The 16,869-nt window shown below is 63.0% G+C and carries 14 protein-coding genes; 3 read left to right on the top strand and 11 right to left on the bottom strand.

Annotated elements, in window-relative coordinates:
* The 5 genes from B5M41_RS03785 to B5M41_RS03765 form a co-directional block, all read right to left on the bottom strand.
* Nucleotides 1-606, bottom strand: a 606-nt coding sequence (locus tag B5M41_RS03785) for a carbohydrate ABC transporter permease (RefSeq protein WP_230639970.1), incomplete at its 3' end; no start/stop codon positions are given.
* Between the two features lie 70 nt (nucleotides 607-676).
* Nucleotides 677-1,540, bottom strand: coding sequence for a carbohydrate ABC transporter permease (locus tag B5M41_RS03780; RefSeq protein ID WP_134653061.1), 864 nt, complete (start codon nucleotides 1,538-1,540; stop codon nucleotides 677-679).
* Between the two features lie 3 nt (nucleotides 1,541-1,543).
* On the bottom strand, nucleotides 1,544-2,614 hold the full coding sequence (locus tag B5M41_RS03775) for an ABC transporter ATP-binding protein (RefSeq protein WP_134653063.1): 1,071 nt from the start codon (nucleotides 2,612-2,614) through the stop codon (nucleotides 1,544-1,546).
* A gap of 12 nt (nucleotides 2,615-2,626) precedes the next feature.
* Nucleotides 2,627-3,709, bottom strand: a complete 1,083-nt coding sequence (locus tag B5M41_RS03770) for an ABC transporter ATP-binding protein (RefSeq protein ID WP_134653065.1) — start codon at nucleotides 3,707-3,709, stop codon at nucleotides 2,627-2,629.
* 35 nt (nucleotides 3,710-3,744) lie between these two features.
* A complete protein-coding gene (locus B5M41_RS03765) occupies nucleotides 3,745-5,286 on the bottom strand; it encodes an FGGY-family carbohydrate kinase (protein WP_167719514.1) in 1,542 nt (513 codons plus the stop codon).
* 266 nt (nucleotides 5,287-5,552) lie between these two features.
* Between B5M41_RS03765 and B5M41_RS26990 the strand changes: the two genes are divergently transcribed.
* Genes B5M41_RS26990 through lipA form a run of 3 tightly spaced genes read left to right on the top strand, consistent with a single transcriptional unit; the run spans nucleotide 5,553 to nucleotide 9,037 of the window.
* Nucleotides 5,553-7,286 carry a glycerol-3-phosphate dehydrogenase/oxidase gene (locus B5M41_RS26990; RefSeq protein WP_134653069.1) on the top strand — a complete coding sequence of 578 codons (1,734 nt, stop codon included), beginning with the start codon at nucleotides 5,553-5,555 and terminating at the stop codon, nucleotides 7,284-7,286.
* Between the two features lie 10 nt (nucleotides 7,287-7,296).
* Nucleotides 7,297-8,067 (top strand): triose-phosphate isomerase, encoded by a 771-nt coding sequence (tpiA, locus tag B5M41_RS03755; protein ID WP_134653071.1) that lies wholly within the window; start codon nucleotides 7,297-7,299, stop codon nucleotides 8,065-8,067.
* Between the two features lies 1 nt (nucleotide 8,068).
* Nucleotides 8,069-9,037, top strand: coding sequence for a lipoyl synthase (gene lipA, locus B5M41_RS03750; protein WP_230639969.1), 969 nt, complete (start codon nucleotides 8,069-8,071; stop codon nucleotides 9,035-9,037).
* Between the two features lie 39 nt (nucleotides 9,038-9,076).
* On the opposite strand, the gene B5M41_RS03745 is transcribed toward lipA, so the two are convergent.
* The 6 genes from B5M41_RS03745 to xylB form a co-directional block, all read right to left on the bottom strand.
* Nucleotides 9,077-10,690 carry an FGGY-family carbohydrate kinase gene (locus tag B5M41_RS03745; protein WP_134652560.1) on the bottom strand — a complete coding sequence of 538 codons (1,614 nt, stop codon included), beginning with the start codon at nucleotides 10,688-10,690 and terminating at the stop codon, nucleotides 9,077-9,079.
* Nucleotides 10,687-11,694, bottom strand: coding sequence for an ABC transporter permease (locus B5M41_RS03740; RefSeq protein WP_134652562.1), 1,008 nt, complete (start codon nucleotides 11,692-11,694; stop codon nucleotides 10,687-10,689). Before B5M41_RS03740 ends, B5M41_RS03745 begins: the two co-directional genes overlap by 4 nt.
* Complete coding sequence (locus B5M41_RS03735) at nucleotides 11,691-12,695, bottom strand: ABC transporter permease (RefSeq protein WP_209020914.1); 1,005 nt, start codon at nucleotides 12,693-12,695, stop codon at nucleotides 11,691-11,693. The genes B5M41_RS03740 and B5M41_RS03735 overlap by 4 nt, the downstream gene beginning before the upstream one ends.
* Nucleotides 12,688-14,208 (bottom strand): sugar ABC transporter ATP-binding protein, encoded by a 1,521-nt coding sequence (locus tag B5M41_RS03730; RefSeq protein WP_134652566.1) that lies wholly within the window; start codon nucleotides 14,206-14,208, stop codon nucleotides 12,688-12,690. Before B5M41_RS03730 ends, B5M41_RS03735 begins: the two co-directional genes overlap by 8 nt.
* A gap of 68 nt (nucleotides 14,209-14,276) precedes the next feature.
* On the bottom strand, nucleotides 14,277-15,308 hold the full coding sequence (locus B5M41_RS03725) for a sugar ABC transporter substrate-binding protein (RefSeq protein ID WP_134652568.1): 1,032 nt from the start codon (nucleotides 15,306-15,308) through the stop codon (nucleotides 14,277-14,279).
* 82 nt (nucleotides 15,309-15,390) lie between these two features.
* Nucleotides 15,391-16,869 carry a xylulokinase gene (gene xylB, locus B5M41_RS03720; protein WP_134652571.1) on the bottom strand — a complete coding sequence of 493 codons (1,479 nt, stop codon included), beginning with the start codon at nucleotides 16,867-16,869 and terminating at the stop codon, nucleotides 15,391-15,393.

Raw genomic sequence — 16,869 nt, 5'->3', positions numbered from 1 at the left:
GAACGAATAGCCGTCGATATAGGCGGTCTCGTCGATCTCCTTGGGCACGCCCGACATGAAGCCTTCCAGGATCCACACCGCCAGCGGCACGTTGAACAGGCAATGCGCGATCGCCACCGCGATATGGGTGTCGATCAGGCCGAAGGCGGAATAGAGCTGGAAGAACGGCAGCGCAAACACCGCCGGCGGCGCCATGCGGTTGGTGAGCAGCCAGAAGAACAGGTGCTTGTCGCCCAAAAACCGGTAGCGCGAGAACGCATAGGCCGCCGGCAGCGCCACCGAAACCGAAATCACCGTGTTGAGCACAACGTAGATGATCGAGTTGATATAACCCGAATACCACGCCGGATCGGTGAAGATCACCGCATAGTTCCTGAGCGTCGGGTTCGCCGGCCACAACGAAACCGACGTCATGATCTCCGTGTTCGTCTTGAAGCTCATGTTCACCAGCCAGTAGATCGGCAAAAGCAGAAACACGATGTAAAGGGTGGGGACAAGCCAGGAGAGGCCGGCTTTGCTCTTGCGGCGGCCGAGCACGAGGCTCGTTGCCGGACGGCTTTGGGCATGCCCCACATCGAGGGCCGCCGTCGAGGTGTTGAGGCTCATCGCATCGTCCTTTCGAAGTTCGCGGAACAGGCGTGGTTCAGGCTGAAAACTGGGATCGATAAGATCAGGGTCACGCCTGATCTCCCTGTGTCATGACCGTGTAGAAGATCCAGGAAAGCAGCAGCACGATCAGGAAGTAGACGATCGACATGGCGGCTGCCGGACCGAGATCGAACTGACCGACGGCCATCTTGACGAGATCGATCGACAGGAAGGTCGTCGATGAACCGGGGCCACCGCCCGTCACGACAAAGGGCTCGGTATAGATCATGAAACTGTCCATGAAGCGCAGCAGGATGGCGATCAGTAGAACGCGCTTCATCTTCGGCAGCTGGATGTAACGGAAGACAGCGAGGCGCGACGCACCGTCGATCTTGGCGGCCTGGTAATAGGCTTCCGGGATAGACACGAGGCCGGCATAACAAAGAAGCACAACAAGGCTCGTCCAATGCCAGACATCCATGACGACGATCGTCACCCAGGCATCGACCGGGTCGGCGGCATAGGCGAAGGGAAATCCGAGCTGGGTCAGTCCCCATCCGACGAGGCCGATATCGGCACGGCACAGCAATTGCCAGATCGTTCCTACGACATTCCAAGGAATGAGGAGCGGCAGCGCCATGAAGATCAGGCAGACCGGCACCCCGAGCCCGTGACGCGGCATGTTGAGCGCGATGAAAATGCCCAGCGGGATCTGGATAGCCAGAATGACCGCAGAGAAGGCAAGGTTGCGGACGAGCGAATCCCAGAAGCGGGCGGAATCCAACACCTGCGTGAACCAGTCGGTCCCCGCCCAGAAGAACTGGTTGTTGCCGAACGTATCCTGAACGGAATAGTTCACGACCGTCATCAGCGGGATCACCGCCGAGAAGGCGACCAGCAGCAGCACCGGCAGCACCATGAACCAGGCCTTGTTGTTCCAGGTCTTATCCATGGCTCAGGCTCCCCTTTCGACGCGCCAGCTGTCGGCATAGATGTTGATGGCTTTGGGATCGAAGGCGATGCGGGCGTCCGCCGGAACCTCGTCCTCCTCCGGCATCACCGCCGCAACGGACTGGCCGGCAAAGGTTGCCCGCACGATCTTGTGCCTGCCGATATCCTCGACCTTATCGATACGAACGGGATGACCCTCTCGCCCAATGCGTACGAATTCCGGGCGAATGCCGAATTCCATCTTTGCGGTGGCCTTGGCGGGCGGAGCGAAGCCGAGATCGACACGCTCGCCGCCGATCACGGCAGTCGCACCATCGATCTGCATCGGCAGGACATTCATGCCGGGCGAGCCGATAAAGTAGCCGACAAAGGTGTGGCGTGGTGTCTCGAAGAGCTCGGCCGGCGTGCCGATCTGTACGATCTGGCCATCGTACATGACGACGACCTTGTCGGCGAAGGTCAGCGCCTCCGTCTGATCGTGGGTGACATAAACCATGGTGAAACCGAACTGGCGATGCAGCTTCTTGAGCTGCGAACGCAGCTGCCACTTCATGTGCGGGTCGATGACCGTCAGCGGCTCATCGAAGAGGATCGCGTTCACATCGTTGCGCACGAGGCCGCGGCCAAGCGAGATCTTCTGCTTCTGGTCGGCCGTGAGGCCGCGCGCCTTGCGGTTTGCCCGGTCAGCGAGCCCCGTCATCTCGAGGATTTCCTCGACCCGACGCTTCACGGCAGCCTCGGCAACGCCACGGTTGCGCAGCGGGAAGGCGAGATTGTCGTAGACGGTCATGGTGTCGTAGATGACCGGGAACTGAAAGACCTGCGCGATGTTTCGGGCTTCGGGCGGAAGGTCCGTCACATCCTCGCCATCGAACAGGATGCGGCCTTCGGAGGGCTGCAAGAGCCCCGAGATGATGTTGAGCAGCGTGGTCTTGCCGCAGCCGGAGGGCCCGAGCAGCGCATAGGCGCCGCCGTCGCTCCATTCGTGATTGACCTCACGCAGCGCATAGTCGTTCGGCGCGGAGGGGCGGATTCCATAGGCATGGCGTATGTGATCGAGTGTGATGCGTGCCATGAACTCTTCCCCCTATGCCGCCATCGCGACCGGCGCGCCGAGCGCCCTGCCATCCATCCCGAAGGCCATCAGGTGGCGCGTATCGACATGGACGGTGATCAGCGTATCCGGCTCGATATCGTGGATGCCCGGTGAGAGCATGACCCAGCGACTACCCTCGAATTCGATATGGACGAAGCTCTCCGACCCCGCGATTTCCGAGATGGCCGTGCGCGCCTGAAGCGGTGCAGAACCCGGCGCCTGGCTGGTAAGGGAGAGGTGGTGCGGATGGAACGCGATGGTGCAGGGACCATCTGCCAACTGGGACAGGTGCTGCGGCACTATCAGCAAGGACCGGTCGCCGGCGGTGAACTGACCATTCCGCTTGACGACATCCATGGCGTTCAGCGGTGGGTCGGCAAAGGTGCGGGCCGTCAGGAGATCGTTCGGCCGGCGATAGACGTCGATGGTCCGGCCGAACTGCGTGATGCGGCCCTCCGACAGGGTGGCGGTGTTGCCGCCCAGAAGCAGCGCTTCCGAAGGCTCCGTCGTCGCATAGACGAAGATCGCGCCGGAGGCGGCAAAAATCTTCGGCAGTTCCAGGCGCAGTTCCTCGCGCAGCTTGTAGTCGAGATTGGCGAGCGGCTCGTCGAGCAGAACAAGGCTGGCATTCTTGACGATGGCGCGCGCCAGCGCCGTGCGCTGCTGCTGGCCGCCCGACAGGTTGAGCGGCGTGCGGTCGAGATAGGGTGTGAGCTTCAGCAGTTCGGCCGCCTTGCGCACCTCGCGGTCGACGGTCGCCTTGTCGGCGCCCTTGATGCGCATCGGCGAGGCGATGTTCTCGTACACGGTCAGTGCCGGATAGTTGATGAACTGCTGGTAGACCATGGCGACGCCGCGGTCCTGCACGCGCACGCCCGTGACGTCCTTGCCGTCGAACCACACCGAGCCCGCCGTCGGCGTGTCGAGCCCCGCCATCAGCCGCATCAGCGACGTCTTGCCCGACAAGGTCGGGCCCAGCAGCACGTTCAGCGAGCCTCGCTCCAAGGCAAGCGATGTCGCATGGACATGCGTATCCCGGCCCACGGTCTTTTCCACATGGCGCAATTCAAGCACGGTTCAGTCCTCTTCAATGCGGTTGGGCGATGCGCTCAGCTTGCGCAGGCAAGCGCCTGGTCGCCGCTGCCGGCCGACCAGAGATCCGCCACCATGTCGATGGCCGTGAGATAGGTCTTGTATTTCTGGCTGAGCACGGCTGCGCGTGCGCCATCCGGCTCGAGCCGCTGCTCGACATGGACCATGTTCGAGATCGCGGTTGCCACATCCGGATAGACGCCGGTCGCCACGGCAGCGCAAATCGCACCGCCCTTGGCGCCGAATTCACTGCCATTGGCGATTTCGACAGGCAGGCCGAGGCCATCGGCAAACATTTGCGCCCAGACACGACTGCGCGTGGGGCCACCCGCGAGCCTGATAACCTCGGGGTTGGCTGCATCCGGTCCTGTCAGCAGGTAGGTCATGTCGTAGCGGTGGGCGAAGACCACGCCCTCGTAGACCGCGCGCACGATATCGGGAAGCTGCACACCGGCACGAAGCCCGAGGAAGCCGCCCGGCGCACCGCGCGGGCCGTCATAAAGGAACGGGAAGAACAGGATGCCGTTGGTTCGGTCAATGGCGCCAGCGACGAGTTCATTGCACACATCATAGATGCTGCGTCCTTCCAGCACCGCGCGCTGCGCTTCTGCAGACAGCATGGTCTTGCATAGCCATTCGAGATTGCTGGCCGACGTCGGCGTCGCCGTGGTAGCCAGCACCTGTCCGTCGACCGGATAGGGCGTCTGGATGGTCGGCAGCGGGTTAAGTGAGGGCTTGCGATGGACCGTCGAATGGATGCTGAACGTGCCGGCAACCGCTGCGAGCTGGCGTGGACTGACGGCACCGGACGCCAGCGCACAACCGACGACATCATACACGCCGCGCACGACGGGCGTTCCTTCGCGAAGCCCGGTCAGGGCGGCAACGGATGCCGGAATATGACCCACCACCTCGACGGAAGGCCGAACCGGCGGCAGCTTTTCGAGCCCCCCCTGCATGCCGGCGGCCTCGAAGGCCTCCCGGGAAATATCGGATTTTGTTACGTTGATGATGCCGGCACAGCCGCCGTCCGTAGGGTCCGTCGAGATATCGCCGCAAAGCCGCATGCGCAGGAAATCCTTGCAGGGCAGCATATATCTGGCACGCCGCATCACCTCCGGCGCATTCTCCTGGAACCAGGCCATGATGGGAAACGTCTGGCCCGGCCAGACTTGCTGCTCGATATGCCGCGAGACTTCGGCGGCAAGTCCGGAGCGTTTCCAGCGCTCGATAAGCGGTATGGAGCGCGTATCGGTGGAGACCAGCCCGTTGGCGACCGCATTACCTTCCGCGTCGACGAAATACGCACCGCCACCATAGCCTGACGGCGTGACCGCAATGATGTCCGCGGGGTTGGTTCCGGTCTTTTCAAGTAGCACGCGCAGGCACTCGCAGGTCGCGCGCCACATGACGTCGGCGTCCCGCTCGGTCCAGCCCTCTTGGGGCAAAAGCATGATATTGGGGCGACGCTCGCAGGCGAGTTCGTTTCCCTTGACGTCGAACAACACGACCTTGGTCATGGTGCCACCGGCGTCGATGCCGATCAGGCGTTCCCGCATGGTTTCTCCTCCTCGCCGACGCGCCGTCTCCACCCGGCACATGGACCATTCGGTCTCATCGGCTTTGTTCCTCGTGAGCTAGGCTATTGGACGGGCCTGAATTGTCAATCGAATTCGTAAGGAAATTTTTTACAGAAATAAATAACTGATATTGCATGATATTTTTTACATGTCGGTTCGCGACCGAAGCATGGTGCCTTTCAAAAGTAATAAAATGCCATTATAGCAGCCCCATCTTCTGAGGATGACGGTCAAGAGGGGCTTTCGTGCGAAACAGAACAGAAGCAATCGCCGCGTTAAGGGCTGCCACAGCCGCACAACCGGTCCTTATTGTCGGCGGCGGCATCAACGGGATCGGGCTCTTCCGCGACCTGTCACTGCAAGGCGTGCCTGTCGTACTGGTGGACAAGGGTGACTTCGCCTCCGGCACCAGCGCGGCGCCGTCGCGGCTCATCCATGGCGGGCTCCGCTATCTTGAGACGGGCGAGTTTGCGCTGGTGCGCGAATCCGTCATCGAGCGCAATCATCTGGTTCGCAATGCCCACCATCTCGTCAAACCCCTGCCCGTATGGGTTCCGGCCTTCAGCTGGTTCGGCGGGCTGTTTTCTGCAGGCCTGCGTTTCCTCAAGCTGAAGAAAACGCCGGGCGCCAAGGGAATTGCGGTGGTAAAGCTGGGGCTGGTGTTTTTCGATCGCTTTGGGCGGGCCACGAGCGCGATGCCCGGCCATCGCATCGTTTCGCGCGGCGAACTACGGACCCGGATGCCCGGCCTTTCGCAGCGGATCAAGGCGGTGGCCGAATATTATGACGCACGGCTGACCCACCCGGAACGCCTCGCGCTGGAGCTCATCAAGGACGCCGAACGGGACTGCCCCGCATCCATCGCCGTGCCTTATATGGCACTGGCTGGTTCGGACGGCGATCAGGTCATCCTGCGCGACGAGGTCAGCGCGGAGGAGATTGCACTGCGGCCACGCCTCGTGATCAACTGTGCCGGCCCCTGGGCGGACGAGGCAAATCGCAAACTCGGCATCGACGGGCAACTGATAGGCGGCACGCGTGGTTCACATATCGTCCTGCACCGGCCTGACATCGCCCGCCAGCTGGGCGACGGCATGCTCTACTTCGAAACTCGGGATTTCCGCGCCTGCCTCGTCTATGCGCTCGACGCGGGGCACGTCCTGCTCGGCACCACCGACATTCGTACACGCGACCCCGATACGGTACGTTGCTCGGACGAGGAGATCGACTATCTCTTCGATGTGCTGGAACAGGTCATGCCCGGCACAGCCGCACGGCGCGAAGAAATCGTCTTCACCTATGCCGGGGTTCGTCCGCTTCCCTATAGCGGTGAAGGAACGACCGGCGCGATCAGCCGCGATCACTTCCTTCGGGATTTCGAACCGGATGGCAATCGGCGCTTCCCGGTATTGGCGCTCGTCGGCGGCAAGTGGACCACCTATCGCGCCTGCGCAGAGCAGATCGCCGATACCGTTCTGGCACGCCTTGGCCTGAACCGCCAGTGCAGCACGCTGGATGTTCCGATCGGCGGAAGCGCGGGGCTCGACAACGACGCCCAGAAGCGCCTGACCTTCATTCGCAGGCTCATGGCCCGCCACGACCTCGACGAGGCCGCTTGCACAGTCCTCGTCGAGCGGTACGGCAGCCAGGCCGACGATGTCGCGCGTCATGTTGCGGCCGATGGCGGCGAGACGGTGGACGAGGCTTCCCGCTACCGCGCAGGCGAAATCCGCTGGATCGTGGCCGAGGAGCGCGTCACCCGACTCTCCGATATCGTGCTGCGCAGAACACTCATGCCGTTTGAGAACGCCATCACACGGGCGAGCCTCGATGCCATCGCGCGCATCGCCGCAGATGCGCTCGGCTGGGACAGGCAGCGCCGCGAGGCGGAAATCGCCGCGACGGTAGCGGCGCTCGACGAACGGTATCGCGTGGAATTGCCGCCCGTGCCCTCCGCTCTCCGTTCCAACGCATCCTAGGGATACCCGCATGACACCCGCCATCAGACCCCTCCTCGCCGGCAACTGGAAAATGAACGGCACGGCCAGCGCACTCGCGACCCTTGAAGCAATCGCCGCGGGAATCGCGCACCTGCCTGATGTCTTCGACACTTTGCTCTGCGCTCCGGCAACGCTTGTCCACCGAGCCGCCTCCGCAGCAAAGGCAACCCGGATCCAGATCGGCGGTCAGGATTGCCATACCGGCCAGGCCGGCGCGCATACCGGCGATGTCTCCGCTGATATGCTTGCCGATTGCGGTGCGCGCTTCGTCATTGTCGGCCACTCCGAGCGGCGGGCGGATCATGCTGAAACGGATGATCTCGTTTGCCGCAAGGCACGGGCGGCCATCGCCTCTGGCCTGACCGCCATCGTCTGCATCGGCGAAACGGGCGCAGAGAAGGCGCAGGGTAAGACGCTTGCAGTCATCGAGCGGCAACTCCTGAAATCCGTGCCGGACAGCGCGACGCCACGAAACGTCGTCGTCGCGTATGAGCCGGTATGGGCCATCGGCACCGGCCTCACGCCCACCGTTAAGGATGTCGCCGAAGTGCATCGCTTCATGCGTGATCAGTTGAGCGCGCGGTTCGGCTCCGAGTGTGCGGGGATGCGCCTGCTCTATGGCGGGTCCGTTAAGGGCGCCAACGCGCACGAGCTGATGGGGATCGATCATGTGGATGGCGCGCTGGTCGGCGGCGCAAGCCTGAAGGCGGAGGACTTCCTGTCGATTGCCCGTGCCTTTCCCGCTCTGGCAGAGGCCTGACATGGTCACCATTCTCGACCGCACCAATCCCGATCCCGGCGCACCGCGCGTGCGCCATCCGGAAAAGGCCCACAAGCCGGACACGGAAGTGCTGCGCAAGCCGGAATGGATCCGCGTCAAGGCGCCGGTCTCCAAGGGCTACCAGGAGACGCGCGAGCTGGTGCGCTCCCACAAGCTGGTGACGGTGTGCGAGGAGGCCGGCTGCCCGAATATCGGGGAATGCTGGGACAAGAAGCACGCCACCTTCATGATCATGGGTGAGATCTGCACCCGCGCCTGCGCCTTCTGCAATGTCGCGACCGGCAAGCCGAACGCGCTCGACATGGCCGAGCCGGAAAACGTCGCCAAGGCCGTCAGGCAGATGGGCCTGTCGCATGTCGTCATCACCTCCGTCGACCGCGACGATCTGGACGATGGCGGCGCGGAGCACTTCGAGAAGGTGATCTGGGCCATTCGCGCGGCGTCGCCGCTGACGACGATCGAAATCCTCACGCCCGATTTCCTGAAGAAGCCGGGCGCGCTGGAGCGCGTCGTCGCCGCCAAGCCTGACGTTTTCAACCACAATATGGAGACCGTGCCGGGCAATTACCTGACGGTGCGCCCGGGCGCGCGCTACTTCCACTCCGTGCGGCTTCTGCAGCGCGTGAAGGAGCTGGATCCGACCATGTTCACCAAGTCGGGCATCATGGTGGGTCTCGGCGAGGAGCGCAACGAAGTGCTCCAGCTGATGGACGACCTGCGCACGGCCGATGTCGACTTCCTGACCATCGGCCAGTATCTCCAGCCGACCCGCAAGCACCACAAGGTGGACCGCTTCGTGACGCCCGACGAGTTCAAGTCCTACGAGACGGTGGCCTATTCCAAGGGCTTCCTGATGGTATCGTCGAGCCCGCTCACCCGCTCCTCGCACCATGCCGGCGACGATTTCGCAAGGCTGAAGGCGGCGCGGGAGAAGAAGCTGCTCGGTTGACGAGCTGAAGGAGCCCGTCTTGCACAGACGGGCCATTTTTCATTCGGCAGGTTGCGCCATGGCCATGCGCGGCGCGGTATCGGGCAAAGCAAGATCGACCGTCTTGCCGCTCCTTAGCGTTTCCTGTCCACGCCGCGCCATGCGGTGCATGAGTGGCGACATGGCCTCGTGGGTTTCGCGGTAGAACTCGAACACCTCGCCATAGGCATCGTTGCGGCGCATGTCGGGTTCCACGACATGGCTTTCTTTCACCATATGCCCCGATGCCTCGGGCAGCGAGCCATAGAAACCGGCGCCGACCGCCGCATTGATCGCGGAGCCGAAGGCCGTCGCATCCAACACCTTGGGAACGGCAATCGGAATGCCGCAGACATCGGCATGCATCTGGGTGAGGAACGGCGTTCGGGTGGCACCGCCGCAGATCACCATCGTTTCGATGGAAATCGCATGCGCCCGCAACGTGCGCAGAATGTTTTCCGTGCCATAGGCGACGGACTCGATCAATGCGCGCAGCATGTGGGCGGGCGTGTGCTTCAGCGTCAGCCCCCATAGCGCGCCCTGAAGTTCGTAATCGATATAGGGATTGCGGTTGCCCTGCCAGAAATCGAGCGCCACAAGGCCATCGGCGCCGATCGGCATGCTTTCCGCCTGGCGAAGCATGTCGCCGTAAGTGTCCCCGCCCCCCTGGCCAAGCCGGCCGATATGATCATGCCACCATCGCACGATGGACCCCGAAGAGACCTGCCCGCCTTCCATGACGAACAGGCCGGGCACCACGCAATCGGGATGCGGCCCGAAGATGCCCGGCACCTCCACATCCCGGTCCGTCATCGGCAGGACAAGATGCGAGGACCCGGTGATGAAGGCCGTGCGGCCGGGGCGGCAGACGTCAAGGCCCACCATCGCGACATAGGCATCCGTACCGCCGCAGACGACGAGCGTTCCCGGCAAAAGGCCCAACTGGTCAGCGGCCTCGGAGGTCAGCGGCCCTATCGGTTCGGCGAGCGGAAGGATCTCATCCGGGAAGCGTGCCGTGATGTCTCCAAGGCCGATCCGAGTGAAGAAATCCTCGGGCCAGCCACCGCGTCGACCATCGTAGAACCAGCGGTTGGTGATGTGGTTGAGGCCGAGTGTCAGCCGTCCCGTGAGGCGCAGTGCAAGATAGTCGGTCATCTCGACGAACCAGCGGGAGCGCTCGTAGATCGATGGCGTTGATTCCTTAATCCAGAGGATTTTCGGCAGCATCCATTCGGAACTAACGCCAAGGCGCGACCGGCGAAGCGCCGCATCGTTGGTCTGCGTCATGCGGCGGGCCTGCTGGGCGGCACGGCTGTCCATCCACAGGATCGCCGGCATGGTCGGCTGTAGATTGCCATCGAGTGCAACAAGCGTGCTGGACGTGCCGTCGGCAGAGATGGCCTTGACGGAGGCCGCCGGTATACCCGCTTCGCGCACCGCCTGACGAACCGCAAGGCACGCGGCGCGCCACCAGTCGGCGGGCGTCTGCTCGGCCCAGCCCGGACGTGGAAATGTGGTCTCGTAGTCGTGCGTGGCCATCGAAACGACGTTGCCGTCGTGGTCGACCACGATGGCCCGGGCGCCGCCCGTGCCACCGTCCAGCCCGACGAAGTAGGCCTTGCCATTCATGGTCATGATGCCTCCGGATGTTGGGACTGACGGCCGTTCACGGCTCGCATGGCGACTGTGACGCCGATCAGCAGCAGGATGCCTTTGATGATCTGGCGTTGGTAATCGGCCCAGCCGAGCAGCGCGCTGCCGCTGACGAGAACGGCGAGGATAAGGATGGCGGTGGTCGTGCCGAGCACATTGGGCTTTCCGATCCTGAGCATCATGCCGCCGAGCAGCACCGCTGTCAGGCCGTCGATGAAATAGGACGACCCGATCATTGGCTGGCCGGAAGAAAGGCTCGCCGCCAGCAGCACGCCGGTCAGCGCCGACATGACCCCAGAAAAGACGAAGAGCAGCATGAGCAGGTTGCGAACCGAGACCCCCGCCTGATCGACTGCGGCCTCGCTCTGCGCCGTCGCGAAGATATAGTGGCCGAAGGTCAGCTTCTCCTGGGCATACCAGGACAGGGCGTAGAGAACGGCAACGGCGATCGCGATGACCGGCACGGGACCGATATTGGTGAAGATGAAGTCGCCAAGCGGACCTGGATCGGCGATGCGGATGGACGTGCCCTTGCCGAGTGCTGCGGCAATGGAGGCGCAGATGCCGCCCGTCGCGATGGTGACGATCAGCGGCTGAAGCCGCATGACCGCAACGAGCAGGCCGTTGAACAGACCTGCGATCGCGCCTACGGAGACCCCGGCAAACCCGGCCACCAGCCAGCCATGACCGCCGGCAAGCAGATAGGCCGTGGTCATATTTCCGAGGGCGGCGACATGCATGAAGCTGACGTCGATCTTGCCGGCCGCGATCACCCAGGTCAGCCCCAGGATCATGATCGCCGTCAAAGCCGAGGAACGCAGGATCGTCGCAATGTTGGAGCTGTCGACGAGTTGCGGTCTGAGGAAGGCAAAGACGGCGACCATGAACACGAGCGTCGCGAGAAGCCAGTAGCGGCTGACGAGACCGTTCTTCGGCTTCTGTGTATCAAGACGGGCGACGGACGGGTGGACGATAACGTCAGTCATGAACGCTTCTCCTTCTTGACGGATGCAGGCTGGAGAAAGCTGCCGATATCGCTCAGAAACTCACGAAGGCGGGCATCGAAGAACACCACGCCGGCCAGCAGGATCGCGCTGACGACGCCATCGCTGTAATAGAACGGAATGCCGAGCAGCGAGAAGCCATCGAGCAACATGGTAATGAGGAACGTGCCGGCAAGCGTCGCCAGGACGGATGTTCGTCCCAAGAGCGCCGTGCCCAGAAAAACGCCGGCATAGGCGGGCATCAGCAGGTTGGCGCCTTCATTGGTATCGGCAGTCCCGGATTCCGCGAGAATGAGCAGTACCGCGAAGACGCAGGTCACGCCGCAGGCGACGAAAGCGAGCATAGTGTAGAGCCTCGTCGGCACCCCGGAGTAGTAGGCCGCGACCGGGTTCTCGCCCGTGGCGTAGAAGGACGCGCCATAACGCGTGCGGTGCATGAAAAACCACGCGACGGCGTAGAGGCCGAGCAGGAAGACGAAGGAGAGGCTGTAACCGAAGACGCGCGCATCGTTCAGATCGAGAATGCCCGACGACATGAAGTTCTGGAAGATCGTGCGGCCATTGGAATAGACGAAGGCGAGGCCTGCGGCGATCGACCCCGTTGCGATGGTCGTCACGATGTCGGGAAAACGGAAGTAGCTGATGACGACACCGTTGAACGCGCCGATGGCCGCACCGACGACGATACCGGCCGGGATCGCGATCCACAGTGGTTGGCCGAGCGCTATGAGATAGCCGATGGTCATTGCGGCGAAACAGGCAGTTCCGGCAAAGGAAAGATCGAATTTCCGGACAATGACGACGAATGTCAGGCCGAGTGCCGCCAGTCCGTTCGCCGCCATGTGGCGCGTGACGGCAGACATATTCTGCGTCGAAAGGAAGCGTGGCTCGGCAAGCGTGAAGGCCGTCGCAACGAGGACGACGAGAAGCAGGAAAGCAAGAAATCGCCCGCTTCCCGCTGGAAGCGTGAAGGTTCTAGTCACGATGCAATTCTCCCATGATGCCGGCCATGAGCAACTGGTTGCGGGTTTGGAGACCATCGGGCGGCGCGATCTGGCGGCCCTTGTAGAGCGCGAAGGTACGGTCGGCGATGCCGTGGGCCTCGTCGCAATCGCTTGACAAGACGATGACGCCGGCCGTGCCGCTCAACTCGCGCATCAGTCCGTAAAGCTTTGCGCGTGCACCGATATCGACGCCGATCGTTGGCTCCACGAAGATGTAGACGTCGGCCTCGGCGAAGAGACCCTTGGCGACGACGATCTTCTGCTGGTTGCCGCCACTGAAACCGCTGACCGGCATGGAAAGGTTCGGCGGACTAAGCGAAAGGCGTGTCGCGAACTCGCCGCTGGCAGTGCGATTGCCCGCTCGTTTCAGGATACCGGCGGCACCTGAGGCGCGCTTGAGATTGGCAAGCGTGATGTTGAAAATCGAGGTTTCCGTGAGCGCCAGCCCCTCGACGCGTCGATCCCCCGGCACGAGGAAGATCCCCGCCTTCAGGGCTTCGCGCGGCGAGCGCGGCGCGATGGTGTGCCCTTTAAGGACGACGCTGCCGCCTTCGACGGGGATCGCGCCGAACAAGGCCTTGGCCAGTTCGTCAGCGCCGGAACCGACAAGGCCGAAAATGCCGAGGATTTCTCCGCGCCTGAGCTCGAAGCCGATGTTGGAAAAAGCACCGGCCGCTGTCAGGCCACGCACCGCCAGGACCGTCTCTCCAATGGCATCAGGTTCTGCCCTGGGTGGAAAGACGTGGTCGAGCGCCTCGCCCAGCATCAGCTCGGCGAGTGAAAGGTTCTTCGCTTTCACATCGGCGACGGGCATGCTCGCCACCATGCGCCCGCCGCGAAACACGGAGAGCCTGTCGGCGATCTCCATCACCTCTTCCAGGCGGTGAGTGATATAAAGAACGGAAATGCCGCCCTGGCGCAGCGTGTCGAGCAGGCGGAACAGCACCGTTTTCTCGACTTCCGTCAGCGTGGAGGTGGGCTCATCGAGAATGAGGACACGGATGTGATCGCCGGCGAGTGCCTGCAGGATCGCGACGATCTCGCGTTCGACAGCAGACATCTCCGCCACCGTCTTAGAGAGATCGATATCGACGGGAAAACGTTTCAAAAGCGCGTTGGCGCGGCGCGAGAGATCGGTGCGCTCGATGCGCGAGAACAGGCCAGAACGAGCCGCCTCGCGTCCGAGGAAAATGTTCTCGTAGCCTGTGAAATCGGCGACAAGTTCAGGATGCTGCTGGACGGTCGCGATGCCGTGCCGGATCGCCTCCTTCGGGTCGCGGCAGTCGATCGCTTCCCCGCCTACCTCTATGGAGCCCTCATCCTTGCGGTAGACACCGGAGAGAATCTTGATGAAGGTCGATTTTCCCGCGCCGTTGACCCCGAGCAAGGCGTGAACTTCTCCGGTATCGAGAACGAAATCGACTTCGCTGAGCGCATTCACGGGGCCGAAACGTTTGGAAATCGCCCGTGCGCGCAAGGCTGGAGCCGTCATGTCCCACTCCTTCGCTTTGTCTTGGTCGGATGGGGCGGCCCGCCGTAGCGAACCGCCCGTCGCTCAGGTCAGACGGCGCGGACCCAGCCAAGCTGGTCGGCGCGGCCCGGAACGTCGAAGTCGTCGGGAATGCCATCCTTCAGCATGGCCTCTTCCACGGCATAAGTCGGCGTGACGACCAGGCGGGGCGTCTTCTGGCCGGCCAGATGCTGGTGTGCGTAGAACACCGACAGATAGGCCATCTCATAGAAGCTCTGCGCCATGGAGAGTTTCAGTTGAGAGGGACCGGCAATGTAGTTGAAGGCCTGCGAGCCACCGTCGATGCCGGTGATGATGAGATCGGGCTTGTTGGCGGCGCGTGCCGCAAGTGTGCCTTCGACCGCGGCCCCATCCCAGGCGCACCAGATCGCGTCGATATCCGGATTGGCCGTCAGAATGTTGTCGACCGCCTGGCGCGGCGTGACGTTACCGGCAAGTGCGAAGGCCCAGTCGGCGACGATCTTGATGTCGGGATAGCGGCGCAGCGTCCATTCCATCCCGAGGGTGCGCTGATCCCAGCTTTCGTTCTGCGGCAGCAGGACGCGAGCGATATTGCCCTTACCGTTCAACTTGCGCGCAATGAAATCGCAGGAATAAGCACCCATTCCGAAATTGTTGGACATCGACGTCGTGTTGACGGCAACACCCGGAACGGCGCTGTCGGCGCAGAACACCGGAATGCCGGCCGCGATGGCCCGCTGCACGGCCGGTGCGATGGCGACCGCATCGGCCGGCGTGATGAACAGCGCCTCCGGCTTGCTCGATATCAGCGAGTCGATCTGGTCCGTCTGGGTTTTGGCGTCGAAGCCGGCATCGGTCGTGGTAAGCGTGCCGCCAAGTTCCTTGACGGCGGCGGTGAAGCCGTCCTGAAGGTGGCGCCCGGAGTCGTAGGTCGTCCAGCCGAGTGCCGCGGCGAACTTGCGGTCGGCGGCCTCGGCACGGACACCCGATGCCGCGAGATATTGTGCCGCAAAGAGCGCGGCACTGCCTCCGAGCAAGGCACGCCGTGAGATATCGAAATTGAACTTGTCCATGTCCTTGGTCTCCTCCCAGATAGACATTGTCATCCTCCAGACCCGAACCCTGCTGGGCTCGGGAACAATTCGCGCATGACCCGACCTCCTCGGGGCGCGACGCGATATTTCAGGCCGCGTTTCCCAGCGCGACCGAAGCCCGGCGAACCTCCGGCATCACCGAAAGCCAGGTGTCGTATGCGTCCGCATAGGCCGGCGCGAGGTTCTGCACCGGGGAAATCACGCGCTTGATGCGCGGTGACGTCAGAACGCTCTCCGGGCTTTCGCCACTTTCGGCGATCAGCGCGAGCCGCGCCGCGCCGTAGGCCGCGCCCAATTCGCTCGCCTCGGGCACGCGCAGGTCCACACCGAGGGACGTCGCGATCATCGACAGCCAGAGCTCGGAACGAGACCCGCCGCCGATCGCCAGCAGGCTGCCGATGGTAGAGCCGGCAGCACGGAACGCGTCGGCGCATTCACGCAGCGCGAAGGCGACGCCTTGCAGAACGGCGCGCGTGAGGACCTCGTCGTCGCAGGAGTGCTGCAGGCCAAGCAGCGCGCCGCGGATTTCCACATCCGCCCGCGGCGACCAGCACCCGTCCAGAAAGGGCACGAAGAGAACCGGGCTGGGCGCGCCGAGCGATGTGCCGAGTTCAGCGACAAGCTCGGATGCCGGCCGCTTCACGACCTTTGATAGCCAGTTGATACAGGACGTCGCCGACAGGATCACCGACATCTGGTGCCAGACATCGGGCATGGAGTGGCAGAGCGTTTCGATCGCGTGATCGTAGCTCGGGCGCACCTCACCGGTGGCCAGGAACAGCACGCCCGATGTCCCGAGGGATACGGTGCCCTCCCCGTCACGGAAGACGCCTGTGCCGCAGGCACCGCAGGCATTGTCGCCACCTCCGCCGGCGATGACGGGGCGAGACGAGATTCCCCAACGTTCCGCAAGTTCAGCGCGTAGATGTCCCGTCGGATCAATACCTTCGTACAGCTTGGGCATCTGCCTGCGATCAAGATCGGTTGCCGCCAGAAGGGTGTCTGACCAGTCCCGCGCCGCAAGGTCGAGCCACATCGTGCCACTGGAATCCGCCATGTCGGATGCCTTTTCGCCGGAGAGCTTCAGCCGCAGATAGTCCTTCGGCAACAGCACAGTGCGGATGCGGCGGAAGGCGTCCGGCTCATGGTCGCGCAGCCAGGCAAGCTTGGGCGCGGTGACGCCGGGCGTCGGCCTGCGGCCCGCGATACGACGGATATCCGGCGCCCGCGCTTCCAGATCGGCGCATTCCTTTTCGGTGCGCGTGTCGTTCCACAAGATGGCCGGGCGGATGGGCGTATCGCTCTCGTCAAGAACCGTGGCGCCATACATCTGTCCGGAAAGGCCGATGCCTTTGACGGCACCCATCGCCTTCGGGTGGCTCGTCGCAAGCGCGTCGAGGCTTTCACAGACGGCATCCCACCATTGTTCGGGATGCTGCTCCGACCAACCCCGATGAGGCCGCGACACGCCTATCGGACGCGACGACGATTCCGCAACCAGCGCCTGGTTCTCATCCATCAGCATGGACTTCACGCCCGACGTTCCCAGATCAATACCGAGATACAT

The sequence above is a fragment of the Shinella sumterensis genome (assembly GCF_004514425.2).
Taxonomy (GTDB): Bacteria; Pseudomonadota; Alphaproteobacteria; order Rhizobiales; family Rhizobiaceae; genus Shinella; species Shinella sumterensis.
Note: the sequence above shows the minus strand (reverse complement) of the source record. Positions and strands in the feature narration are given on the sequence as shown.